This is a genomic window from Winogradskyella aurantiaca, from assembly GCF_003362725.1.
Taxonomy (GTDB): domain Bacteria; phylum Bacteroidota; class Bacteroidia; order Flavobacteriales; family Flavobacteriaceae; genus Winogradskyella_A; species Winogradskyella_A aurantiaca.
Window position 1 is genome coordinate 60,982 of the sequence record NZ_QKTV01000008.1, and the last position, 26,562, is coordinate 87,543.

Genomic DNA, 26,562 nt, shown 5'->3' on the forward strand with positions numbered 1-26,562 from the left:
CAGTTCTTAAATCTATCAAACCATCAGTCTAAAGACTTACTTACCGCTTATGTGTTATTTGGTTAGTAATGTTAGGACTTATGCTCTAAACCAGACTTTAATTCAAGGGTTTCACTGTCATCAATAGATTAAACGAACCATAAATTCTGGTCACACATGTATCTGTTATTCTGAACTGTTTATTCGGTTTTGTTCAAAATGGCACATACATTGGGCATTGGGTTGATGATTAAGCTTATACCTAGAGATCAGATAAAATGACTATTAAAGCACTTAGTAGCTATAACGTAGACATCCTTGGAGCCCTAGCAAGCGGTATTTGTCTTATACATTGTGTAGCGACGCCCTTTTTATTTATAGCCCACACGAGTATGGACCATGAGCTTCATCACAATGTCCCAATTTGGTGGCAGAGCATCGACCTTTTATTTATTGGACTGTCCTTTTTGGCCGTGTATTGGACGGTAAAAAACACCAGTAAAAACTGGATTAAATACGCCTTTTGGTTGGCCTGGAGCGTACTTACGTTCGTCATAATTAATGAAAAATTAGAATGGCTGATATTGGCCGAAAGCATCATTTACCTCCCTGCCCTGTCTCTGGTTGGTCTACACTTGTACAACAGACGTTATTGCCAGTGTGCAGACGAGGCATGCTGCAATCGGGTCTAATTCCTAATATTGACAAAGATGGGTATGGAATTCATAGTTATAGTGATGTAAACAAGCAAAGAACACTATTAGAGTTTAAGTTGATTCTGGATTCATTTAATTCCATAACCTATTTTAATTATTAACTAGGTAGTCCAGAGTGAGCCCCATCATGGCTTTCATTCCCAGCATCATTCCTGCATCGTCTACATAAAAGTCAGGCGTATGATGATCTGCTATTGATTTTGGATCTTTGCCCAGAGGACTCCCACCAATTTGAAAGTATAATCCAGGGATTTCTTTTTGAAAATAAGAAAAATCTTCAGCTCCCGTGATTGGTCTCATAACCTCGTATTTCCCTTCACCCGCTATACGCATAAGGGATGGCAGCATCTGGTCATATAGTTTAGGGTCGTTGTAGGTTACGGGACTTCCTTTGTCGATTGTGATGTTTGCTTCGGCATTATTAGATTCTGCCGTCTTAGTGACCACCTCCCGTACTCTTCTAAATACCATTTCTCTCATATCGGGATCCAGTGTTCTTATGGTGCCTAACATGTAAAGATCCTCAGGAATGATATTCGAGCGATTTCCACCGTGAATGGCCCCAACGGTCACCACAGCAGGTGCCTTGGTTAATTCAGCATTTCGGCTCACTACTGTTTGGAGATTATTAATAATTTGCGCTGCAGTGACGATAGGGTCTGTACCGAACCAGGGTGCTGAACCATGGGTTTGCCGACCTTTGATATCAATTCGAAAGGAATTAGAAGCCGCATAAATACCTTCAGGTCGGCACTGTAAAATTCCTACCGGAACAAAAGTATCGATGTGTAATCCGAAGATGGCATCCACATCAGGATTCTTAAGTACTCCTTCTTTAATCATTAGTTCAGCCCCTCCCTCTTCTCCTGGAGGTGCTCCTTCCTCAGCTGGTTGGAAAATAAATTTTACCGTACCCGGTACTTGGTCTTTTATTTCCCAAAGCATTTTGGCCACACCCAGTAAGATGCTTAAATGGGTATCATGTCCGCATGCGTGCATGACCGGAACCTCTTCGCCATTGTATTCTCCTAATTGTTTGGATGCCCAGGGAATGTCTACGCGTTCCTTTACCGGAAGGCCGTCTATATCTGCACGCAGGGCAACCACCGGTCCGGGTTTTCCACCTTTTAAAACGGCCACCACACCCGTCTTGGCTACTCCTGTTTGTGGCTCATATCCAATTTCTCTTAATATGGAAGTAATGCGATCTGCTGTTTTGAATTCTCGATTACTTAACTCTGCATTTTCATGAAACCAATGCCTCCATTCAATAACCTGCTTTTCATTAGCATTGGTCATCTTCTCGATTTGCTTATCGAAAGTTTGACTGAATGTAAATACGGAGCTGCTTAGAAGTATTAGTATAAAGAAGTTTTTCATAAGGTTATTATTTATCAGTATGGTAACTAAAGCTTCGTTTCGAGTTTTTTGTGATAATTTTTTTTAAGTACTGCATTTACCAATTACAAATCGATTCCAACCTCTGTCAAAAATATCCGCATGTTCGATACAAACTCTGTCGTAGGATACTAGAATCCGCCTAGACGGGCCTTTCGACTGGCGCTCAAAACGATTAGAGCGACTAGCCACGCAAGTGCATTCATACATTATGCGTTTAAGTTTTTATTTCTGCTTCTCAAACCAAACATTTCTTGCCCTTCCATTGGTAACCTTGATTCCTGTAATATTATTATCAGGACCACGAACAATATCAATGGTCGCAAAATTCGGAATCTGTAACGCGTCTTTTTTTATAATTTCTATTGGGAAATCACCATGCCTAGCATGATGACCTGATAGTTTATTGTCTTTTAGATCAATATCCAAAGTACTTTCGAGTTCAGGACTGTAAAAACGTCCAGTGTAGTCACTTAAACTGATACTTGATAAATCTACTTCTGTAAATCTTTTGGCTACAATCTTATTCCCATTTTGGTAAACTGTAAGTAATTGTGTTTTTTGATCTTTAATCTCCGAGAAAATAAACTCAATGCCATCTGTGTTTGGTATTTCGTAGGAGTTGCCTTTGGTGTTGTATATAGTGTACTCAGAATTGTTCCATTCTTGTAAAACACTCAAAGAGTCATTCTTTATCGAAATAGTTGCAATGACTCCTGCCTGAATTTCATATTTTCCAGTAAGCTGTTCTAAAGGATAGGCTATTTTGCTTTCTGTATTTTTGGGTATTGTTATATTTTTTGTAGTTGGTTTATCTTCTAGTAAAATATTAGCCACATTGCGTTCAATTCCACCAGAATTTGAGGATGAGTAATTTGTTAAAACAGCAATACTTAGTTCTTCCTCCCGGTAATGACTTGAATAAGCTCTAAATCCACCAATAGCACCACCATGCTGGATTTTGCTATATCCCTTAAAATCGTCCATAAACACACCAAAACCATAATTGTTGATACTTCCATCGTTAAGATTATCCGTCGTTGTAAGTGTTTCAAAGGATGATTCCCAGCCAGGAACGGGGGTGCTAAAATTTTGCAGCCAAATAAGAAGATCAGAAGTTGTTGAATGTACATTGCCAGAACCAACATAACCCCAATACTCTACAGCTCTGAAAAAACCTTCTCCTGTGTTATAGTAAGATGTCGCATTATTGGGAACGATACGATCATATCTGTCTTCTACATAAGTGTCTTTCATTCTTAAAGGGCTAAAAACATTGATCTTCATCCATTGTGGAAATTTCTCTTTAGTGACGTTTTCAATAATATTAACCATAAGCATATATCCTGTATTACAATACAAATATTCATCTCCGGGTAAAAAATTCAAGTCTTTTTGTTTCAACATGAAACGATATAAATCTTCATTGGTCCTTGAGTCGTCATCACGCCAACCTGCTAAGCCCAGCATAGCATGTAAACTGCGCATGCCACTAGTATGATGTAACATATGCCTGATAGTAATTTTATGACCAAAATCTGGCATATCCGGCAGATATTTGCGTATATCATCATCAACTGACAACAATCCTCTTTCCTGAAGCAAAACAATTCCCATAGCTGTAAATTGTTTGGACACAGATCCTACGTTAAATATAGTTTCTACCGTATTTGGTATTTGATATTCCAAGCTTGCAAGACCAAATGCTTTCGAGTAAATGACACTACCATTTTTCATAATTCCAATTGAACCGCCAGGGTGATTTGCTTCAGTCCAACCCATAAATAAGCTGTCAATTTTTTTCGACTGCACGTCACTTAATTGAGCCTCTGCCGAGAATAAACTAAAATAGGTTAGTAATAAAAATATTATTAGATGCTTCATTTTATTATGATTTTAATGTGTTCAATATTCAAGTCAATTATTCAACAAACACCAAGTATTTATTTTACTTATATATTTCCTTCAATATAGCCATTCTTAAAAAATAAGGCTTAAGACGTCTACTCGAAAGACCTTAGAACTAGGCGTAAAAAAACCTGCAGATGCAGGTTTTTTTTATTGTTTAAACACTCGCTAGTGCTCTTCAGAAATTTCCTCTTGTTCTTCAGCCTCAGCTTCATGTTCCTGCATGATGACCTCGTGATCAATACGCATCACGTTGTGATCGGCTTCCATTTGCTCATGATCAGCCTGCATTTCGGCATGTTCTTTTTTCATAGCCTCATGCTCCGCCTGAGCTTCTTCAGTCGTTAACTCACCTAACTCGTGCTTGGCTTCTAAATCGGCATGCTTTTCTAATAAACCTGCATGCTTTTTTAAAATTTCAGCATGAGCATCGATTAAGGCCTGATGCTTGGCCTCCATATCCATATGGATGGAGTCAGCATCCGGCAAAGCTGCATGAGCTTCAACCCAGCGATCATGTTCATTCTCTAGATCTTCATGGAGCTGTTCCATGTTGTAGTGTTCTTTTTCAAGGGCGGTATGTTCAGCCGCAATATCTTCGTGTAACTTTTTGTCAAATTTGGGTTTGCATGACCAGGCGGAAATTACCATTGCGGCTAATGCAATACGTGATAAGTAAGTTTTCATAATTGATTTTTTAAGTGACTTAAAAATACTAAAATTTTGTTAAAATGAAGTGTCATTGAGTACCTCATAGCTCACAGGATCGGTAATGGTATCAACATTAGAATCCACATTCCGCTTGTACAAATCCTTACTCACGGGATAGGCTTCCAAGTCTTCTTTAAGACTATCTCTAGCAATTATCGTCTTAATTGCTTCCATCTCAAGAGCACTATTTAACCATTCTTTTTCGGTTTCCGCGTCAAGCATCACTGGTTGTCTATTCTTCTCGTTATGGATCTTGGCAAAAAACGGATTGGCTGCCTTGGTAAGAATTGAAAAGGTGACGTGTTTCCCAATTATCGTATAAATCCCAGCCAATGAGAAAATGTCGTCATCTTTTCTATGAATGTAAATGGGGTACTTCTTTTTTAAGTGGGTATGCGGCTCAAAAAAACCAGTAACTGGAATAATACAACGTTGGCTAAAGGCCACATGCCTATAAATAAAGTGGTCAAAGAGTTTTTCGCTCTTGGCATTTAATCCGGAGCCATAGCGGATGCTCTCCTTGTAATAAGCTTTAATTTCCTCGGGCTGTTTATTAGCAGGGACAATACCCCAGATGCCTGGCGCCAGTACCTCTGGCTTTTGCTGGGGGATAATAAGCATGTTGGGGTGTGCAAAACCATTGAGATGGTAGGACGGTTGATCAAACAAATCCCTGTAGGCTGAGTTGGATAGACCCACCTTGTATTTGAGTTCCAGATCCTTGACGGTTCGTATTTGTCTGGTTTGATAACACATATTTAACGCCTTAATTAAATTTTCGCTTGAAAAGTATACAGATCGTAATAGCGACCCTCCTTGGCTAACAACTCATCATGTGTACCACGTTCCACAATTTCACCAGCCTCAACTACCAGAATCTGGTTGGCACGCTTAATGGTACTCAAGCGGTGGGCAATAACGATGGTAGTCCGGTTGTGTGTGAGTTCCGATAAACTTTTTTGTATCAAACCTTCACTCTCCGTATCTAAATTGGATGTAGCCTCATCCAGAATAATGATCTTAGGATCGGCCAAAATAGCCCTAGCAATGGCAATACGCTGGCGCTGCCCGCCAGAAAGCTTCACTCCCCGCTCCCCTATTAAGGTGTCTAGCCCTTCTTCAAATCTATCCGTAAACTCATTAACATAAGCCGATTTAACAGCATGCTGTAGTTGTTCCTCCGTGGCCTGTGGTCTCGGAAACATAATATTCTCGCGTATGCTTCCTTCAAATAAGAATTCATCTTGCAAGACCACACCCAAATGCTTCCTGAAGCTTTGCAACTTCACTTTAGAGAGGTCCTGACCATCAATAGTCACCATACCCTCATCAGGATTTAAAAAGGTGGCGGAAAGCCCAGCTATGGTGGATTTCCCGGATCCTGAACTACCCACCAACGCCACTACTGAACCAGAAGGAGCCTCAAATGAAATGTTCTTAAGAACAGGCTTGTCTTGCTCATAAGAGAAAGACACTTTATTAAAGGCTATATCACCCTTCATTTTTTCTATAACAATGTTACGCTCACTATCATCTTCTTCAGAATCGAGATTCATCAATTCTTCAGTGCGGTCTAAACCTGCCAGAGCCTCGGTCAACTGGCTTCCTATATTGCTCATCTGCACAATGGGTGCAATCATAAAGCCAAGAATAAGGGTAAAGAATAAAAATTCCCCAGCAGTCATTTCCTGCTGAATCATAAAATAACCTCCTATTCCCATGATTCCCGTGGTGGCAATACCTATTAAAAAAGTAGAAGAGCTGGTCATAAGAGCCGTAGCCGTCAAGCTCTTCTTAACGTTTTCATACAAGCGCTGCACTCCAAACTCAAAAGTGCGGTTTTCCTGCTCTTCGGCATTAAAGGCTTTTATAACCCGCACACCAGCCAGGGTTTCGGTCAAACGCCCGGTAACCTCAGCGTTTATTTTACCACGTGTTCTAAAGACTGGTCGTATGTACTTAAAGGCCTTAAGTGCTACATAGCCAAATACCGATAGTGGTGCAAACACAAATAAGGTCATCCAGGGATTAAGGCCAATAAGAATTATTAAAGACAATACTGCTGTTATAGAACCACCAACCAGCTGTACCAATCCCGTTCCTATGAGATTACGCACCCCTTCCACATCAGTCATGATCCTGGACACTAAAGCTCCGGATTTGGTATTGTCAAAAAACCGGATCGGAAGTGATAGTACTTTCTTTTGTACCTGAGCCCGCAATTCAGAAATTAAAAATTGCGCCTGTACACTTAATATCCTAGTGAGTAAGAAAGAGGTTAATGCCTGAATAAATATGGCAGAAATAACGATTGCTATTAAGCTATATAAGGCACTCAGGTCCTTTCCTGGAACCACATCATCCAGAAGCACCTTACTCTGCCAGGGCAGGATCAGACCTGCCAAACTTCGTATAACAATAAGTATCAAGCCTATAAATACTAGACGACGTCGCGGCCAGATAATGGTTTTAAAGGCCTGGACCATGGTCACACGTGACTTGTTAGAATTTGTTTTATTCTCCAATGGTTACAATGATTTTAAATTAATAGTGCCATCAAATTAAACATCCAATAATCGGCGATGGTAATTAATCTGGCCTAAATGGTAGGACAAATGGGTTAAGAGATGCAGTAAAAAGAATTCCGTTGACATATAATCCTCAAAAGGATTGCGACGAAACTCCTGATTGAGTTCTTCCTCAGTAACAGCCGTTAGCACCTCAGCTATCATCAGCTTGGTAGCTTCAATACTCTTGATTATTTCTTCTCTAGGGATGTTTTTCTGTGAAAACTCCAAATCCCGCTGACGTACATAACCTGAATTACCAATGCTTGCGCCAATAAAATGATTGAGGTTCCCTACAAGGTGCAGTGACAAATTACCAGCTGTATTGGAAATGTCTTTGTCCAGCAACCATAAGTGCGATTCGTTTTGATATGAATTAAGCTCAGCAATAAGCTTGTCCAAGTCTCTTGAAAAGAGACGCGTTAAATGTTCTGTTACCATAATTGGGCCTCTTGGCTTTATTAACTTTTGATTAATAGTCAAACTCTAAAATTAGACAATTATTAGCTTACTTTTGCGCCATGAAAACAACGGATAGGTCGCAACTGGAATTTATATTGCTTATGGCAGCGTTGATGTCTATTGTGGCCCTCTCAATTGATGCGGTATTACCAGCCTTACCTCAAATTGGAGAGCACCTGTCCGTCAGGAATCCTTTAGACAATCAAAAACTTATAACGACTATATTTCTGGGTTTGGGTTTTGGCCAACTCATTTTTGGGCCTTTATCGGATAGTTTTGGTCGTAAACCCATTGTCTACACGGGATTTGTAATCTTTATTATTGCCTCCATCATATGTTTGACTACCCGTAATTTCGAGATGATGTTGTTTGGTAGGATGCTCCAGGGAGTGGGACTTGCTTGCCCGAGAACCATGACCATAGCGATGATACGTGATAGTTATAGTGGGGATTATATGGCTAAAATCATATCCATTGTAGTTATGGTATTTATTCTGGTACCCGTGATTGCACCAACTCTAGGTCAATTTTTAATGAATGCCTACAGCTGGCAATCGATATTTGGCGTAACTCTGGGCTTTGGGGTACTAGTCATGTTATGGTTTTGGTGGCGGCAGCCCGAAACACTGAACCCCAAGTTTAAAATAGCGTACCGACTTAATTTATATGTCACAGGAACTAAAGCTTTTTTTAAAATAAAACCTGCAGTGGTCTTTACCCTCTTGTCTGGTTTTATTACCGGTTCTTTTATGGTGTATCTCAGTGCATCGCAACAGATCTTTGAGGACCAATATGGATTGGGACAGGAGTTTCCCTATATCTTTGCGAGTTTAGCCATTTCTGTGGGGTTTGCCACCTTTCTAAACAGCAGGCTTGTAGTGCGTTTAGGTATGTTGAAACTGGTACATATGGCCATGTTAGGTTATGTACTTACCAGTATATTGTATTTATTACTTTATGCTAACCACCCCAATCCAAGTGTCGTAATCTTGGTAAGTTTCTTCGCGGTACAGTTTTTTTGCATTGGCTTTCTCTTCGGGAATTTAAGAGCCCTCGCTATGGAACCTATGGGACATATTGCAGGCATTGGTTCGGCATTAAATGGTTTCATTTCCACCGTCATGGCCGTTCCCATTGCTGATTTTATTGGGAGTTTTGTTAAAGACTCGGTTACCCCTTTATTCATTGGGTTTTCAGTCTGCGGATTTATATCTCTAGTCCTTTTTTATGGCCAGATGCCGTATTTTAAGGGATTGTTCAGTACTCGTTAAAAGATATCTAGACTACCTTTCCCTTCACGCAGTATTTCAGGGGGTGATTGTGCTAGGTCAATAACCGTAGACGCTTCGTTACCACCATAACCACCATCTACAACCATATCTACTAACTTATCCCATTTTTCAAGAATCAACTCAGGGTCTGTAGTGTATTCGATTATGTCATCCTCATCCCGTATAGAGGTGGAGACGATAGGGTTTCCTAAGCCCTTAACCAGTCCCAAAGCAATAGCGTGGTCAGGAACCCTAATACCAACTGTTTTTCGTTTCTTAAAGGGATGTGGGAGACTTTTTGATCCCGGAAGGACAAATGTATAGGCACCTGGAAGCGCCCGTTTTAAAATTTTAAAAGTGCTGGTGTCTATTTGCTTAACATAATCGCTGAGATTACTTAAATCTTCGCAGATAAACGAAAAATTGGACTTCTCAAGTTTGACCTGTTTGATCTTAGCAATGCGTTCCAATGCCTTAATATTATTAATATCGCAACCCAAACCATACACCGTATCTGTTGGATAAATAACAAGTCCTCCATCACGCAAACAATCTATTACCCTTTGCATACCCCTCTCATTGGGATTTTCCGGGTATATCTTAACAAATTCGGCCATAAATTAAAGTTACTTAATAAAAAAACGATGGCCAATATACAAGCTCATTTGTTTTGGAACAAAAAACTGTAACAGTACCCTTGTTGTTATCGTCTATAAGTATATGCATCAATCAAAAATCACCATCTTATCAATGTTACTCTCCGTGTGGGTCTTTGCTAAAGATGTAAAACCGCCCATTATATTTAGCAAGGCTGTTTATGTGAATGCCAATACAACACGGATTCCATTTAAAGTTATTGACCAATTAATCGTGGTGGAAGCTGATTTATTAGGTAGATCTGGAAATTTTATAATTGACACCGGTTCTTTGAATTTAATTCTCAACCAGCGTCATTTTATGGATCGTAAAACCTATGAACTGGATGGTATGGACCGATCAGGCGTACATGCTTCTATGGACAATGTTAAGCAACAAGTCTTGAATGCCTTTCAAATGAATGCCATTACAGTAAAAAGTTTAAATGCTGACGTCATTGATCTCTCGCATTTCGAGGATACCAAAAAAATGAAGTTATTAGGTATCATTGGTTACAGTGTTCTTAAGGATTTTGAGGTGTTTATTGATTTGTACCTAAACCAGATTACCTTGACCAAGGTTGATCGTCATGGAGAGCGCTTGACCAACAAGGTATATGCTGAAAAGATCATCGACTCTGTTGACTTTAAACTCAAGCGTCATAGTATCTTATTAAATGGATTTATTGGAAAGCGACCTGCCAAATTTGTATTGGATACCGGTGCAGAATACAACCAATTAAACGAAAAGATTGACCCAAGTATAAAAGCCTTTTTTTACCCCACCAAAACCATGAAATTGTCAGATGCCAGTGGCAAATCTAAACAGGTGACCACTGGCAAACTGTATCGTGTTCAATTGAATGAATCCATATACTTCGGCCCTATGAAAACGGTTTTAACTAACTTGCGTCAAATGAAGCAGGCTTTTGGCACCACTGCTGACGGCGTGCTTGGTTTTGAATTCTTTAAACAACAACGAACAATTATAAACTACAAGAAACAGCAGTTATATTTTATTGCACAGCCAGTCATCATTGAAAATTCAAACTAAAAAACATATCATCCTCTTTCTGTTTGGGCTTATGAGCTTCGCGTCCATAGCGCAATCCAAAACACGTCTTGGTTATCGAATCAATGGCGAATGGCTGACCTTTGTTTTTAATGTAGAAGACTACAGTAATATCACTGATTTTAATATCCCTGTTAGAGAAGTTTATGTAGCAGGTGAGTTCAACGACTGGTCCCCGAATTCCTGGTTAATGGAACAGGTAGAGAATGGCAATTATGAGCTAACAAAACCATTATCAGACTTTACAGGTGATTTTGACTGGGAGTTTAAATTTGTGGTGAACGGCGAGCATTGGGCAGAACCAACAGACGAATTTGAAAATAAAATAACGGCCAGGTCTAAGTACGGAGATGAGATGCATGTCTATAACCTACGTCTGTACTCAGCCTTTGCTACCAAATATGGAAATGTCACTTTTAATCTTAAGGGCTACTCCACTGCTAAAAAAGTAATTGTTAGCGGTACCTTTAATCGCTGGGATGAGACCAATTTTGTGATGTTACCAACCGATGATGGCTGGACCGTCACCTTACAATTGCGCCCAGACCGCTACGAATACAAATTCATTGTTGATGGAAAATGGATAGAAGACCCTGCTAACCTGTCACTTGTTGAAAATGATCACGAGGGGTACAATTCGGTTATTGAGGTAACTAAAATGGTAGATTTTAAATTATGGGGTTATGAATATGCTGACACTGTTATTTTAAGTGGTGGTTTTAACGACTGGAATGAGCATGAAATAAAAATGCATAAAAAAGATGGTTACTGGATGGCTACTGTGGAATTAACTGGTGGCAAGCACCATTACAAGTTTATTGTGGATGGTGAGTGGATGACAGATCCTTACAATTCAGTAGCTGAGTATGACAGCCGAGGTAACATCAACTCCGTATGCATGGTTAAGTAACTACCCTAACACCTCTAGCTTTGCAAAACGCAGCAGCAGCTTCTTATTACCGCCATTTTCAAACTTGATCTCAGCCTTGGTATCAGCACCCTGACCCTCAATCTTCAACACTTCACCCCGACCAAAACGCTGGTGGTTGACCATATTACCAACGGTGAGCTTGTTATCAAATAAATTAGTAGCCCCTTGAGATTTAGACAACGGCTTTAACTTCTTAGGAGGAGTAAACTTATTGGAAGTAGCAGGCTTATTAGCGGAGCGTTTTTGAGAGCGCTTCTGATCCACAGATTTTAGTTTCTCAGCCCAACTTGGTCTGGAGGGTTCCGGATCCCCAAAAATAGAAGCATCCAACATAGGATTAAAACGTTGTTCTTCAAATGGGGTAATGACATCCAGAAACTGATCATCAATCTCATCAATAAAGCGGCTTGGTTCAGCATCGATCAACTTTCCCCATCTGTAACGGTTAAGGGTGTAGGTTAAATAAGCTTGCTGTTCTGCTCGTGTTAGTGCCACATAAAACAACCGTCGTTCCTCTTCCAGCTCGCTACGTGTATTCATACTCATGGCACTGGGAAATAGATCCTCCTCCATTCCAACGATGAACACATGCGGAAACTCAAGTCCTTTGGCCAGGTGAATTGTCATTAAAGCTACATGATCCGGATCCCCTTTATCATTATCAAGGTCCGTGGCAAGAGCTACATCTTCAAGAAAATCTGGTAAAGAAGCTGTACTGTCGGCAATCTCCTTCTGACCTTCTACAAAGTCCTTTATTCCATTAAGCAACTCTTCAATGTTCTCCATTTTGGCTACCCCTTCTGGTGTGCCGTCTTTATTATACTCACGAATTAATCCGGCAGTTTTAACCACATGCTCAGCCAATTCAAAGGCGTTGGCCCCCTCATTCATGACCTGAAAACTCTCAATCATGGTCTTAAAATCCCGCAGTTTATTCCGTGTACCAGAATTAACAGGTACAGACACATCGTCGATTCGCTTTAATATCTCAAATATGCTGAGGTCCAGTGAACTCGCTGCAACAACCAACTTGTCTATCGTGGTTTGTCCAATACCCCTTGCTGGAAAGTTGATAATGCGTTTTAAGGCCTCTTCATCATTTGGATTAACAATTAGCCTTAAATAGGACAGAACATCCTTAATTTCCTTGCGTTGATAGAATGAAAGACCTCCGTAAATACGGTATTTAATATCCCGTTTCCGCAAGGCATCTTCAATAGCTCTGGATTGGGCGTTTGTTCTATACAAGACTGCAAAATCCTTGTTATGCAACTGCTGCTGCATTTTGGACTCGAAAATGGTACTCGCTACATAACGTCCTTCATCTCCATCGGTCATAAGACGATTGACCTTAATCTTAGCACCTTCATCATTGGCGGTCCAAACGACTTTATCTAATTTATGCTGGTTCTTGTCTATAACGGAGTTAGCGGCATTTACTATGTTTTTAGTGGAACGGTAATTCTGTTCCAGGCGAAACACCTTCACTCCATCATAATCGCGCTGAAAATTGAGAATGTTATTAATGTTAGCCCCCCTAAAGGCGTAAATACTTTGAGCATCATCCCCAACCACACATATGTTCTGATAACGATCGGATAAGGCGCGTACAATTAAATACTGGGAGTGATTGGTGTCCTGATACTCATCCACCAAAATATATCGAAACCGGTCCTGATATTTCATCAACACATCGGGAAACCTCGTTAGAAGCTCATTAGTCTTTAACAAAAGGTCATCAAAATCCATAGCTCCCGCTTTAAAACAGCGTTCTACATAATTTTGATAGATATCCCCAAGACGCGGGCGACGCGCAGCGGCATCGGCCTCCATAAGTTCAGGGTTGCTGAAATAGGCTTTTACCGTTATGAGACTGTTCTTATAAGACGAAATTCGTGAGCGAATTTGTTTGGGTTTATACACGTCTTTATCTAGCCCCATTTCTTTGATAATAGAGGTGATCAAACGATCGGAATCCTGGGTATCATAAATGGTAAAATTACTAGGGTAACCCAAGCGATCAGATTCAATTCTCAATATTTTGGCAAATACGGAGTGAAAGGTACCCATCCAGAGATTTTTAGCTTCACTCTCCCCTACGATATCCGCAATACGACCCTTCATTTCTCGGGCAGCCTTATTGGTAAACGTAAGGGCCAGAATATTAAATGGATCTACCCCTTGACTCATTAAGTAGGCAATGCGAAAGGTAAGCACCCTTGTTTTCCCTGATCCCGCACCAGCAATAACAATCATAGGCCCTTCCTTTTGCAAGGTAGGGGCTAATTGTGCATCGTTTAACTGACTTAAATAGGCTTCCAAATGGACTAAATTTCAAAAAGTGAAATTACATATTCAACTAGGCATTAGCCAAAGGATTTCCTATTAGTTATAAACAATGGTCTAAACAGGGGAATAGACAAATTTCAATATATTAGTACAAAATAAAATCTATGAAACAACTCCTAGTCCTTCTGTTACTGACCCCCTTTTTGAACTTTTCGCAAACATCAGTCGATAATGATATAGATGCCATTGAATCCAAGGTTATTGAGTGGCGCCGTGATTTCCATCAAAATCCAGAATTATCCAATCGTGAATTTATGACGGCCAGAAAAATTGCGCAACATTTAAGAGGGCTTGGGATGGAAGTAACTGTAGGAGTTGGAAAAACTGGTGTTGTAGGGCTTCTAAAAGGAGACCAGCCTGGTAAGGTTGTGGCACTACGAGCAGACATCGATGCTCTTCCAGTTACGGAACGCAACGACTTAGACTTTAAATCCACAGTAACCACCACCTTTTTAAATACCGAAACTGGGGTGATGCATGCCTGCGGTCATGATACCCACACTGCCATACTTATGGGAGTGGCCGAGGTATTGAGCAACAACAAAGACAAGATCAAGGGTACTGTTAAGTTTATCTTTCAACCGGCCGAAGAAGGCCCTCCACCAGGTGAAGAAGGAGGAGCTAAACTCATGATTAAAGAAGGAGTGCTTAAAAATCCAGATGTAGATGCTATTTTTGGATTACATATCAATTCTGAAACACCAGTTGGCACTATCAAATACAAAGACGGCGGTATCATGGCCGCTGTAGAACGTTTCGTTGTTAATGTTAAGGGTAAGCAAACCCATGGATCACAACCATGGTCAGGTGTGGATCCAATATTAATTTCAGCTAAGATCATAGATGGTTTCCAGACAATCATTAGTCGTGAAGCACGGTTAATTGATGAAGGAGCGGTAATTACAGTTGGTAAAATTACCGCAGGAACCCGTTTTAACATCATCCCTGAAAGTGCCGAACTTATTGGAACTGTGAGAACCCTGGATCCTAAAATGCGTGAAATGATTATTAGACGTATGACCGAAATGAGCCAAACTATTGCTAAGGCTTATGGTGGTGAAGCGGAAATCTCGTTCCAGAGCAACACCTCTATTACCTTTAATGATCCAGCCTTAACAGCAGCCATGCTGCCCACCTTGCAAAAAGTAGCAGGAACTGATAATGTACAAATTATGAAGGCTACAACTGGCGGTGAGGATTTCTCATATTTTCAGGAAGAAGTCCCCGGAGTCTATTTCTTCATTGGTGGTATGACACCAGGAAGCACAGAAGCCTTTCCGCATCACACTCCCGATTTTAAAATTGATGAAGACGGGTTAAAACTAGGGGTCAAAGCACTAACACAACTCACTTTTGACTATTTAGACCAATAATGTCTTTTTAAGACCGTTACCATATACACTAACGAGATACATACATGAACACACAGAAATTTATTGAAATGTTCCTATACATGATTCCAGCGGTCATAACGGGAGCTATTGCCTACTATTTTTTTAAACAACATATTGAGAACGAATACAACCGAAGACGCTTTTTATTACAGAAAGCTATGCAACGTGAGGCCTTTCCATTACGGCTTCAGGCCTATGAGCGCATGGCTTTATTTCTAGAACGTATTTCTCCGGCAAAATTATTAATTAGAGTACACCCAAATTCTTCTAATAAAGGGGATTATGAAAATTTACTTCAAGCAACAATTGAACAAGAATTTGAACATAACCTATCGCAACAAATTTATGTAAGTGATGAATGTTGGAGTATTATAACCGCAGCAAAAAATGCTACAATTCAGCTCATACGCAAGTCCGCTATGTCGGATAAAACCGATACCGCTAATAAGCTTAGAGAAGTCGTTTTAACCGACCTTATGGACAAGCAACCACCCAGTAATGCCGCTCTTTCTTTTATTAAAAAGGAAGTGGGGGAAATGTGGTAAAAGCACCTAGTGCAGGCAAGAGTAAGAGTTTTTGCACCACCAAGGGTGGTTCATTTCCGAGTAGACCACTACTCCATTCGCGTTTCCTTCGCAAACTTAACCAGGCGCCAGTTGTGATGGCTTTTGGCTTGTTCTAAATTAATCTTACAGGCATCGTTGCAAGCCTTCAACAGCTCGAGGTATTGAAAGGTATCCATGCGTAGGTCCGCATTATACATGGGATTAGTATAGCTCACTAGCTCGTTATAGAGCTCTTGATTTTGATCCGATTGGTATTCAGGCGTATTCAAATTAAGAATCAACCATAACAACCGGACATTTTTCTTATGATTACCTTCAATAGACTTGGTCAAACTAAGGTATTTGGAACGATCAGCAGGAAAATTAACCCACAAATTGTATAAGGCGCTTTCCACAGTTTGATAGGACGGATCCTTTAAAAGTGTTTCATAGTCGCTCTTTAAGCCTTTAGGAATAGTTGTTACATACTGCGCAATAGCTCGTCGCACCTTATAACCGTTTTTAAATGTAGTTTTTGTAACCAGCCCAGGTTGCTGCGAAATCACCTTGATTTTAGCTTCATCAGAAACCCCATACTTTAAATAATCTGCACATTTAGAGCTGTTGGCTGAACAATCAATCATTATATATTCATTAATATATTCAGACTGCTTCCGAAGAAGAGCTATTGCAGCCTCAAAAGGAAATCGTCTCTGAACGATCCACATTTCTTTGAATTCAGACAGATCCTCCTCGGTTTGCGCCTCTACAATAGACAAAAAATCATCCGTTTCAGCCGAACTAAACTCATAAGTTTTTAGATACGTATTGACAGCCCTTCTAAATGCTGCATTTCCAATTTGAGTACGCAAGGCGTGAAGCACCCAAGCACCGCGTTGATAGAACGTTAAACTGCTGGATTTTGGATTGAGAAGCGAAGTGCCATTACCTGCATCGTCCTGCCTGCCTAATTCCTGAGCCGACTGATACAATTGAAAATGATAATGATCATCTCCAAATAATTCTCTTTCAGCCAAAAGCGCGTAATAAGTAGCGAAACCTTCCTGTAACCAATGGTGCTCCCCGCTTTTAGCCGTTACTAAATCACCAAACCACTGGTGCGCCAATTCATGAGCATTCACATTGATATAATTAGCATCGTTATAACCAATTGAATCCACCACAAAGGCATCAGAAAATATAGTAAGACTTGTATTCTCCATTCCTGCATAGAGAAAATCATGAACGGGAACCTGCCGATAAACCAGCCACGGATATTCATACTCCAGCTCCTGCTCCATAAAATCAAAGATACCTTTTGAGTATCGGTATGTAGTTTCCAGCTCCTCTTGTTTCTCAGGATAATAATAGAGCTCAATGAGAGTGCCCAAATCAGACTTTTTTAAATCAACCTCATATTTACCAATGACCAGTGCCACTAAATAACTGGACATTGGTTTTTTCATAGAATAATGCCAAGCTTTCAATCCTTCCAATTCGTCTATTTTATCCAATTGACCGTTTGCAAGAACCTTGTAATCTTTATCAAATTGTATCTGCAAATCAAAAACAACCTTTTCGTTAACATCGTCAAAACTTGGCAACCAGTTACTGGTATACTTCCCCTGCCCTTGAGTCCAAATATGATAGTTACCATTTTTGGTTAAAAAGTACAGCGCCTTTTTAGGTACGGTTTCGTAATGCAGGTTATAGGTGTACATTTCACCAGGCACAAATTTGCCTTTAATCCAGATCTTTTGACCGTCATAGGAGTGTTTGAGGTCATAATTAATCCATTTGGTCGCATCACCATTACATACCTCAAAATTCTTGGCGTCAATAGACACCGAATCTACCGTTTGCAAAATCTTAAAGCTAATTGCTACTTGTCCTTTCACCTTGGCAGAATCAGGGACAAATTCTAAATCAGCTGATATTTGCTTAAAATCAACATATTCCGTTTGCTGTGCTTCCAACAGTAAAGACATAAAAACAAACAACACGACTAAAATTCTCATTTAAGACTATATTTAGACACAGAGCAATGTACAACAAATACCATTCCATCAAAAGCCAATATTTTGGTAAATTCGCCCCATGCCAGTGAATTTACAAACCCCCATTGATTATCTAAAAGGTGTTGGTCCTAACAGGGCTAGCCTTTTAAAATCGGAATTAGGAATTCACACCTATCAGGACCTCATCAACCTCTTCCCAAACCGCTATATTGATCGTACGAGTTACTACAAGACCAATCAGCTACAGCAAAACAGTGCCGAAATACAGGTGATTGGAGTTTTAAAAGGGTTCAGAGAGGTAACACAAAAACGCGGTAAACGCTTAGTTGCTGATTTTATTGATGACACAGGAAGCATGGAATTAGTTTGGTTTCGAGGTCAAAAATGGATTCGAGAAAGTCTTAAAGTAGGTCAGACCTATGTCGCATTTGGTCGCGCCAATTTGATTGGAGGAAAATTCAGCATGCCACATCCAGACCTAGAATTAAAGTCAGAGCATGAAAAAAATCTACGCTCGGCCATGCAGCCCATTTACCCATCAACAGAGAAGCTCTCCAATAAAGGTATTACTAACAGGGTTATTTCTAAAATAATGCAGCAATTGTTTTTGGAGACCAAAGGACAATTTTCAGAATCCTTGTCACCAGATTTACTAAAAGAATTAAAGTTGATTTCCAAATCTGATGCATTATTCAATGTGCATTTCCCTAAGTCTAATGAGGTTTTAGGTAAAGCTCAATTTCGACTTAAATTTGAAGAATTATTTTACATACAGTTACAGCTAATTTTAAAGAATTTAATTCACAAATCTCGAATAAAGGGATTTACATTTGACCAGGTTGGCAATTACTTCAATAGCTTCTATCAAGAGCATTTAGCCTTTGAACTAACAAGCGCACAGAAACGCGTTTTAAAAGAAATACGCTCCGATCTAGGCAGTTCTGCCCAAATGAATCGGTTATTGCAGGGCGATGTGGGATCTGGAAAGACCATTGTTGCATTTATGTCAATGCTAATAGGCCTTGACAACGGTTTCCAGTGTTGCCTTATGGCGCCAACTGAAATTTTGTCAGTTCAACACTTTAATGGATTAAGTGAATTGTGTAATAAACTGAATATCAGTATAAATATACTAACTGGTTCAAGCACTACTTTACAACGTAAAGAAATTCATAAATCCCTCGAAAATGGAGACTTACAGATTTTAATTGGTACCCATGCCCTACTAGAAGATAAGGTGCAGTTTAAAAATTTAGGCCTTGCTATAATCGATGAGCAACATCGGTTTGGAGTGGCACAGCGCTCTAAGTTGTGGCGAAAAGGATCCAAATCAGAGTTATCAGAAAAATCTTCTATAAATCCCCCTCACATTTTGGTGATGACAGCCACTCCAATTCCTCGAACTTTAGCAATGTCATTATATGGAGATTTGGATATTTCGGTCATTGATGAATTACCTGCCGGAAGAAAGCCTATTAAGACTGTACATCGGTACGATAATAACCGTCTTAAAGTGTTTCGTTTTATAAAAGATGAGATAACCAAAGGTCGACAAGTCTATATCGTGTACCCTTTAATACAGGAAAGCGAGAAAATGGACTATAAAGATCTTATGGATGGTTATGAGAGCATCTCACGTGAATTCCCTATGCCCGATTATCAAATATCCATTGTTCATGGTAAGATGAAAGCTGTTGACAAGGAATACGAAATGCAACGATTCGTTAAAGGTGAAACCCAAATCATGGTTGCTACTACTGTTATTGAGGTTGGTGTTAATGTCCCAAATGCATCGGTAATGATCATAGAAAGCTCAGAACGCTTTGGCCTTTCACAATTGCACCAGTTACGTGGACGTGTAGGTAGAGGTGCCGAACAGAGTTATTGTATTTTAATGACCAGTCATAAATTAAGTAATGATAGTAAAACCCGTTTGGAAACCATGGTTAAGACTAACGACGGCTTTGAAATTGCTGAAGTAGATTTAAAATTGCGCGGACCGGGCGATATTATGGGAACACAGCAAAGTGGAGTTCTAAACTTGAGAATCGCCGACGTGGTTAAGGATAAGACGATTTTGGAACGCGCCAGATACGAAGCCAAACGTATACTCAAAGATGATCCCACACTGGCCCTACCCCAACATGCCAACATCCTAAATACTTATCGACAAATGGGAAAATTTAAAAATATCTGGAATTATATATCATGAGTACATTTGATAGAAAAGCACATTGGGAAGCAATTTACAAGACCAAACCATTAGAGAAAGTTAGCTGGTATCAACCCAAACCAAAAACATCTCTTGAATTGATAGGCTCCTTAAACTTGCCTAAAGATGCCGCAATTATAGATATTGGGGGTGGCGATAGTTTCCTAGTAGATCATTTAATTGAGTTGGGCTTCACCAATCTCACTGTTTTGGACATCTCAAAGAGTGCCATAGACCGAGCTAAGGAACGGCTAGGAGACAATTCAGAGAAAATCATTTGGATAGAATCAGATATTTTAGACTTTCAACCAGAAATAAGCTATGATCTATGGCATGATAGAGCAGCGCTGCATTTTTTAACAAGTGATTCGGAAATTAAATCTTATGTAAGTCTTGTCAACTCAAGTATTCAGGAAAATGGTGCTATGGTAGTGGGAACTTTTTCAGAAAACGGCCCCACCAAGTGCAGTGGCATTCCTATAAAACAATACTCATCGTCTGCTTTAAGCACTATGTTTACTGAGCATTTTGAATGTATTCAACAACTTCAGATAGACCATGAAACCCCGTTTGATACGATCCAGAATTTTACATTTGGAGTATTTAAGCGTTTATAAAAAAAGGTCTGACCCCAACCCCAGTCAGACCTTCCAAAACAAAACTGAACGTGTTTTGATGATGAAGAATCGTTAGTCTTATCGATTAAAGTAAAAACCCTTCAATCGAGCAACTATTTATGTTATACTTAGAGAATACAGAAGTGAAGATTCAATCCAAACTCTACCTTTTTTATAATGATTGTTTTAGTTAACCCTAAGTTAGACTCATATAAGCCCCACTAATGTTATAAGCTTGTTAAAGAAGTGCAGCCAGTTGTTAATTAACGCCTTATTAACTTTAAAGCTCTGTGTCGCCTCTTATTTGGAAAGATCTTCCGATATCTGCTAACTTAGTAGCATTAATTTGTTTTTTATGCTAACCAAATTAGGCCAACGCTTTACCGATGTCTTCACTAAACTTATGCCAAGCTCGTTTGTTTTTGCGCTGCTTTTAACCCTGATCACTGGATCTATTGCCATGATCTTCATAGGCTCGGGCCCTATGGACGTTGTAAGAGCCTGGTACGACGGTTTCTTTGACTTGCTAGCTTTTGGGATGCAAATCGCTCTCATTGTCATTACAGGCCATAGTATTGCCATTTCTCCAATGGTAGGTCGTTTGATAGATAAATTGGCTCAATTTGTTGGCACCCCTAAGCAGGTTTATTTTTTTGTTATGATTGTCGGTTCCTTGTTGTGCCTGGTCAGTTTTGGGTGGGTGATTATCACTGCAGTCTTAGCTAGAGAGTTGGCCCTTAGAGTTAAGGGAGTGCATTATCCCTTTTTGGTAGCTTGTGTCTATTTATCATGGAGTAGCTGGGTCTGCGGATTGTCAAGCTCGATACCCCTTCTCTTGAACACCAAAAAAAACTTTCTGATTGAAGCAGGCATTCTGTCAAATGTTATTGAAACAAATTTGACTTTAGGTTCTAGTCTAAATATTGTAATGCTTGTCTTCTTTTTAGTCTTGGTGCCATTAATGATCTTATTTCTAGTCCCCCGACTCCAACAACCAATGGAATTATCCAACGAGCTTTCCTCATCCAAGAACACAAAGGAACAGTCTATAAAAGAAGAGGCTGATAGCTATAAATTACCATTTAGGGCCCTGTCAGACAGTTTGAATAACAGTCAAGTTCTACAACTACTGATTGGTCTAATGGGACTTAGTTACATCATCAATTATTTCTACAAAAATGGATTTGACCTGAATTTTAACATTATGATATTTATTTTCATAATCATTGGTCTCTTGATTCACAAAACCCCGTTGCGCTATACCATTGCCATGAAACGGTCAAGCTCTAACATTTCAGGGATTTTGTTTCAGTATCCGTTTTATGCTGGCATTATGGGCATTATGATCCATACTGGTTTAGGGTCGCGTATTGCGGAATTAATGGCGTCTGTTGCCACTATTGATACCTATCCTATGTTCTCTTATTTCACTGGAGGGTTAATGAATTTTGCCATTCCATCTGCTGGCGGTGAATTTGCTGTTGTAGGTCCGAGTGTTCTTGGGGCCGTTGCTGAAATTGGTGCAGGCCTTCCCGAAGCTGAAGTAACACAAATGTTATCACGAGCTGCCATGTCCATTGCTTATGGCGAAAGTCTAAGTAACCTGATGCAACCATTTTTTCTTTTATTGGTATTTCCTGTCATGGGACAGGGAGTAAAACTGCAAGCCAGAGATGTCATGGGGTATCTAGTCATTCCCTTTCTGCTTTTAATGGTTGTTCAAATATCATTAGTAACGTATTTATAAACAACAATTTATTTAGTTATATTAAATAAAATTAAAAGCTATGAAAAAATTAAATTTAAGTCTTTTTCTCTTACTGACTTTCTTCTTTGGATGTAAAGAATTCAGGTCCAATAAACAAACCCATGAGACCAACCAATCTGAGATTAAAGCCGACTCACAAATATTTTATTATGGTGGTGACATCATAACTATGAACGGGGAAGAATTGGAACTCGCCGAAGCGGTGGTGACGCAAAATGAAGACATTGTGTTTGTAGGCAAGAACGCTGATGCAATCAAACAATTTCCAGATGCTAAACTACACGACTTAAAAGGAAATGTTTTAATGCCTGGCTTAGTAGAGCCACATGTACATCCGTCGTTAGCTGCCACAATGTTACCCAATGAAATTATTGCGCCCTATGACTGGGTACTACCAAATGGCACAAAAAAAGGGGTCACAGGTCATGAGGCTTACATGGAACGTATAACCAAATCCATTACCGAAAATGCTAAAGAAGGTGAGATGTATTTTATTTGGGGCTACCATCAACTATGGCATGGAGAGTTATCACGAGACAAGATTAATACCATTACCAAAGACAAACCGGTTGGTATTATCCACCGCTCGTTTCACGAAATTTATTTGAACGATGCTGCAATTACCCTTTTAGGTATTACTGAAGAGGATTTTAAGGGTAACCCCCAGGTTGAATGGGACAAAGGGCATTTTTACGAGGGGGGCTGGTTAGCATTGGTACCAAAAATGGCAACAATAATGCTTGAGCCCACACGCTACATGAAAGGCTTAGGAATGATGACGCAATTAATTCAGCAAAATGGTATTACAACTGTAGCTGAACCTGGCTTTCCAAGTTCTGATTTTAATGGCGAGCTGGCCCTTCTTAAGAAGGAAATGGAAAAGAATCCTCCCTATGATGTGTACTTAATACCCAGTGGAACCCAACTTTTTTCGATGAAAGGTGGCAATAAAGAGGCCATGAATTTTATGGAGACCTTAGAAAGCACTTACAGCACTGACAATATTCACTTTTTACCCAAACAAGTAAAGCTCTTCTCAGATGGTGCAATTTACAGTCAAGCCATGCAAATGAAGGATGACTATATAGACGGCCATCACGGCGAATGGATGACACCTTTAGATTTGTTTCAAGAACAAATAAGTATGTACTGGGATAACGGTTATAAAATCCACGTGCATTCAAACGGTGATAAAGGCATTCAGCAAGTTCTTGATTACCTTGAACTCGACCAAGAGCGGAATCCTCGGAACGATCACCGCTTTACGTTACACCATATGGGGTATTTTACAGACGATATGGCACAGCAAATTGCAGATATGGGTGTCGAAGGATCTGTGAACCCTTATTACCTTTGGGCTTTGGCCGACAAGTACAGTGAAGTTGGTTTAGGAAAGGAGCGCGGCGAAAATTTAGTGCGCATCAACAGCTTGGTACAACGCGATGTTCCGGTCTCGTTCCACTCCGATTTTTCCATGGCTCCAATGGAACCACTGACACTTGCGTGGACCGCTGTTAATCGCGTAACCTCTCAAAACAGCGCATTTTCGCAAGACCAGCGCATTTCAGTTTATGAGGCCATGCGCGCCATAACTATTGATGCTGCACGCACCCTTAATTTAGAACAGCAAATTGGCTCCATTGCTGAGGGCAAACGTGCTAATTTTGTAATACTAGATGCCAGCCCTTTTAAGGTTGACCCTTTGAACATTAAAGATTTAAAGGTATTAGCCACCATCTATAACGGTACATTTAACATTATCAAGGCCAACAATTTAAAATCCAAATAAGTCAATTAATTTTTAGATTATCGAGTATGAAACCATTGAAATCCATAATTGCAGTAGCGCTAATTATTCTTGCCGTTAGCTGCAAAAACGACAATGCAAAAAGTGCGGATAGCACACCCGTAGCAGAGCCCTACAAGCTAAAACAAACCCTATATCATGGTGGTGATATTATAAGCATGGCAGGTGAAGAGCCGGCTTATTTAGAGGCTGTTGTAGAGCGGGAGGGTCAAATCATTTTTACGGGTAGTAAAGCAGATGCCCTAGCGCGCTTTGAAGGCAAAGCAGATCTTGTAGATTTGCAAGGTAAGACCATGCTCCCTGGCTTTATTGATGGGCATGGCCACGTATTTAATGTGGGCTTACAAGCCGCTTCCGCCAACTTGCTTCCAGCGCCCGATGGCACAGGAGATAGTGTTGAAGCCCTCAAAGAGATTCTGGGAGAATGGATTGCTAATAACAAAGATTTCATTGATACCACGGGTTGGGCCATTGGCTTTGGCTATGACGATTCGCAATTAGACCGCTACCCCAACAAGGAAGATTTAGATGCGGTATCTACTGAAATACCTATTTATATTATACACCAATCCGGACACCTTGCCGTTGTAAATTCAAAAGGTCTTGAATTGGCAGGAATTACTGCCGAATCCAAAGATCCTAAAGGAGGAAAAATAAGACGGGTCTCTGGAAGTAATGAGCCTAATGGAGTATTAGAAGAGGTGGCACACTTTATGGTTCTGTTAACCGCTATCCTTCCTAATATGACCCCAGAGTTGCAAGATGACATGCTGGTTAAAGGGCAAGAGCTCTACGCGTCATTTGGTTATACCACAGCACAAGAAGGCCGCAGCACTCCCGATGGTTCTGCCACCATGGAGCGGGCCGCTGAAAACGATGCACTTATATTAGATGTTGTGTCGTATGTTGATATTCTTAGCAATAGAGAAGGTGCCAACTCCAAATACCAAGGTAAAACCTATACCAACAAATACAGAGTGGGTGGCGTTAAACTAAATCTAGACGGCTCTCCCCAAGGCAAAACCGCTTGGTTATCACACCCCTATCTTATTGTCCCCTCTGGCGAACCTCATGATTACCACGGATACGAGAGCATGACGGACGAGGAAGCTTACAAGCACGTGGCTGACGCCTATCAAAACAATCTTCAAATCTTAGCCCATTGTAATGGTGATTCGGCCATTGACCAATACATTGCTGCAGTGAGTAAAGCCAATAAAGAATTTGGTAACAACGATAGAAGAACGGTTATTATCCATGCTCAAACCGCTAGAGAAGACCAGTTAGACCGTTTTGTAGAAGAGCAAATGTGGCCTTCTTTCTTCCCTATGCATACCTTTTACTGGGGTGATTATCACGTGAATTCGGTCTTGGGTAAAGAGCGTGCCTACAAAATATCCCCAACCAATACAGCCTATAAAAAAGGTTTGAGGTTTACCAGCCACCACGATGCCCCCGTAGCATTACCAAGTTCTATACGGGTCTTATCAGCCACGGTAACTCGAGCATCAAGGAGTGGGCAAATCATTGGACCAGATGAGCGTATAAGCCCCTATTTAGCACTAAAGGCATTAACAGACTGGGCCGCATACCAACATTTTGAAGAGAACACCAAAGGAACTATCGAAAAAGGAAAGGTGGCTGACTTTGTTATACTTGACCGCAATCCACTTAAAATAGAACCTTCAGAATTGCAAAACCTAGAGGTTTTAGAAACTATTAAAGGTGGAAGTCCTGTTTATAAGAAACCGAGCAACTATTAGCACCGAATAATGTCCATACCTTCTAGAACGAGTAGATTTTTGTCCATTTGTTTAGCCGTCTTACTTACTAGCTCAGTAATTTATGCTCAAGACAGCGACTGGAAAATCTTAGCCAAAAAGGATGTTAGCTATAAAGCCGAAAAAGATCGAATTACACTTTACGGTGATGAAAGGGATGTGTCTAAGATAAAACTAACATGCCGTCAAGGCAGTTTAAAAATCAAACAGACAACCTTGATTTATTCCGATGGTTCTGAAGAATCACACGATCCTAAGGGCACTGGAATTTTGACAAAAGGCACCAGTACCATTCCGTATAGAATACAGAAAGACAAAAGCTTAAGCAGGTTGAGATTACTTATGAAGCCTATGGTAACATGCTTTTAACCAAACGGGCCAAAGTAGACGTGCTTGGCTTAACGAGCGATTAATAAAATTC

Annotated in this window: 21 protein-coding genes; 12 read left to right on the plus strand and 9 right to left on the minus strand. The window is 40.1% G+C overall.

What is annotated here, in order from left to right; all coding sequences use genetic code 11:
- Positions 1–257: 257 nt before the first annotated feature.
- Complete coding sequence (locus tag DN064_RS12665) at positions 258–671, plus strand: MerC domain-containing protein (protein WP_115463038.1); 414 nt, start codon at positions 258–260, stop codon at positions 669–671.
- 114 nt (positions 672–785) lie between these two features.
- Here the strand turns inward: DN064_RS12665 and DN064_RS12670 are convergent, their stop codons facing one another.
- From DN064_RS12670 to DN064_RS12695, 6 genes are all read right to left on the minus strand, one after another.
- Complete coding sequence (locus DN064_RS12670; RefSeq protein WP_115463039.1) at positions 786–2,075, minus strand: amidohydrolase; 1,290 nt, start codon at positions 2,073–2,075, stop codon at positions 786–788.
- 243 nt (positions 2,076–2,318) lie between these two features.
- On the minus strand, positions 2,319–3,977 hold the full coding sequence (locus DN064_RS12675; RefSeq protein WP_115463040.1) for a serine hydrolase domain-containing protein: 1,659 nt from the start codon (positions 3,975–3,977) through the stop codon (positions 2,319–2,321).
- A gap of 192 nt (positions 3,978–4,169) precedes the next feature.
- The gene (locus DN064_RS12680) at positions 4,170–4,553 is read right to left on the minus strand and encodes a hypothetical protein (protein ID WP_157962315.1); all 384 of its coding nucleotides are present in this window, start codon (positions 4,551–4,553) and stop codon (positions 4,170–4,172) included.
- A 174-nt stretch (positions 4,554–4,727) separates the two neighbouring features.
- Positions 4,728–5,468 (minus strand): SOS response-associated peptidase, encoded by a 741-nt coding sequence (locus DN064_RS12685; protein ID WP_115463042.1) that lies wholly within the window; start codon positions 5,466–5,468, stop codon positions 4,728–4,730.
- A 14-nt stretch (positions 5,469–5,482) separates the two neighbouring features.
- Complete coding sequence (locus tag DN064_RS12690; protein ID WP_115463148.1) at positions 5,483–7,198, minus strand: ABC transporter ATP-binding protein; 1,716 nt, start codon at positions 7,196–7,198, stop codon at positions 5,483–5,485.
- 75 nt (positions 7,199–7,273) lie between these two features.
- Positions 7,274–7,720, minus strand: coding sequence for a DinB family protein (locus tag DN064_RS12695; protein ID WP_115463149.1), 447 nt, complete (start codon positions 7,718–7,720; stop codon positions 7,274–7,276).
- 80 nt (positions 7,721–7,800) lie between these two features.
- On the opposite strand from DN064_RS12695, the gene DN064_RS12700 reads away from it, so the two are divergent.
- Positions 7,801–9,012 (plus strand): multidrug effflux MFS transporter, encoded by a 1,212-nt coding sequence (locus tag DN064_RS12700; RefSeq protein WP_115463043.1) that lies wholly within the window; start codon positions 7,801–7,803, stop codon positions 9,010–9,012.
- Here DN064_RS12700 and DN064_RS12705 read toward each other — a convergent pair.
- Positions 9,009–9,629 carry an L-threonylcarbamoyladenylate synthase gene (locus DN064_RS12705; protein ID WP_115463044.1) on the minus strand — a complete coding sequence of 207 codons (621 nt, stop codon included), beginning with the start codon at positions 9,627–9,629 and terminating at the stop codon, positions 9,009–9,011. The genes DN064_RS12700 and DN064_RS12705 overlap by 4 nt on opposite strands.
- Before the next feature lie 103 nt (positions 9,630–9,732).
- Here DN064_RS12705 and DN064_RS12710 point away from each other — a divergent pair, with 103 nt between their 5' ends.
- Together DN064_RS12710 and DN064_RS12715 are read left to right on the plus strand one after the other, a co-directional pair.
- Positions 9,733–10,701, plus strand: coding sequence for a pepsin/retropepsin-like aspartic protease family protein (locus tag DN064_RS12710; protein WP_115463045.1), 969 nt, complete (start codon positions 9,733–9,735; stop codon positions 10,699–10,701).
- Positions 10,685–11,629 carry a hypothetical protein gene (locus tag DN064_RS12715; RefSeq protein ID WP_115463046.1) on the plus strand — a complete coding sequence of 315 codons (945 nt, stop codon included), beginning with the start codon at positions 10,685–10,687 and terminating at the stop codon, positions 11,627–11,629. The genes DN064_RS12710 and DN064_RS12715 overlap by 17 nt, the downstream gene beginning before the upstream one ends.
- Here DN064_RS12715 and DN064_RS12720 read toward each other — a convergent pair whose 3' ends face one another.
- Entirely contained in the window at positions 11,630–13,972 is a 2,343-nt protein-coding gene (locus DN064_RS12720; RefSeq protein WP_115463047.1) for an ATP-dependent helicase, read from the minus strand.
- A 131-nt stretch (positions 13,973–14,103) separates the two neighbouring features.
- Here DN064_RS12720 and DN064_RS12725 point away from each other — a divergent pair, with 131 nt between their 5' ends.
- A complete protein-coding gene (locus tag DN064_RS12725) occupies positions 14,104–15,372 on the plus strand; it encodes an amidohydrolase (RefSeq protein WP_115463048.1) in 1,269 nt (422 codons plus the stop codon).
- A 44-nt stretch (positions 15,373–15,416) separates the two neighbouring features.
- Complete coding sequence (locus tag DN064_RS12730; protein ID WP_115463049.1) at positions 15,417–15,938, plus strand: DUF7935 family protein; 522 nt, start codon at positions 15,417–15,419, stop codon at positions 15,936–15,938.
- Between the two features lie 68 nt (positions 15,939–16,006).
- Here the strand turns inward: DN064_RS12730 and DN064_RS12735 are convergent, their stop codons facing one another.
- Complete coding sequence (locus DN064_RS12735) at positions 16,007–17,956, minus strand: M1 family metallopeptidase (RefSeq protein ID WP_115463050.1); 1,950 nt, start codon at positions 17,954–17,956, stop codon at positions 16,007–16,009.
- Between the two features lie 79 nt (positions 17,957–18,035).
- Here DN064_RS12735 and recG point away from each other — a divergent pair, with 79 nt between their 5' ends.
- The 6 genes from recG (at position 18,036) to DN064_RS12765 (ending at position 26,510) form a co-directional block, all read left to right on the plus strand.
- Complete coding sequence (gene recG, locus DN064_RS12740; RefSeq protein WP_115463051.1) at positions 18,036–20,168, plus strand: ATP-dependent DNA helicase RecG; 2,133 nt, start codon at positions 18,036–18,038, stop codon at positions 20,166–20,168.
- Positions 20,165–20,785, plus strand: coding sequence for a class I SAM-dependent methyltransferase (locus DN064_RS12745; protein WP_115463052.1), 621 nt, complete (start codon positions 20,165–20,167; stop codon positions 20,783–20,785). Before recG ends, DN064_RS12745 begins: the two co-directional genes overlap by 4 nt.
- A 355-nt stretch (positions 20,786–21,140) precedes the next feature.
- Complete coding sequence (locus DN064_RS12750) at positions 21,141–22,532, plus strand: short-chain fatty acid transporter (protein WP_115463053.1); 1,392 nt, start codon at positions 21,141–21,143, stop codon at positions 22,530–22,532.
- 40 nt (positions 22,533–22,572) lie between these two features.
- A complete protein-coding gene (locus tag DN064_RS12755; RefSeq protein ID WP_115463054.1) occupies positions 22,573–24,342 on the plus strand; it encodes an amidohydrolase in 1,770 nt (589 codons plus the stop codon).
- Between the two features lie 26 nt (positions 24,343–24,368).
- Entirely contained in the window at positions 24,369–26,123 is a 1,755-nt protein-coding gene (locus DN064_RS12760; protein WP_115463055.1) for an amidohydrolase, read from the plus strand.
- Positions 26,124–26,162: 39 nt separating this feature from the next.
- Positions 26,163–26,510, plus strand: coding sequence for a DUF2541 family protein (locus tag DN064_RS12765; RefSeq protein ID WP_157962316.1), 348 nt, complete (start codon positions 26,163–26,165; stop codon positions 26,508–26,510).
- The last annotated feature ends 52 nt before the right edge of the window (positions 26,511–26,562 follow it).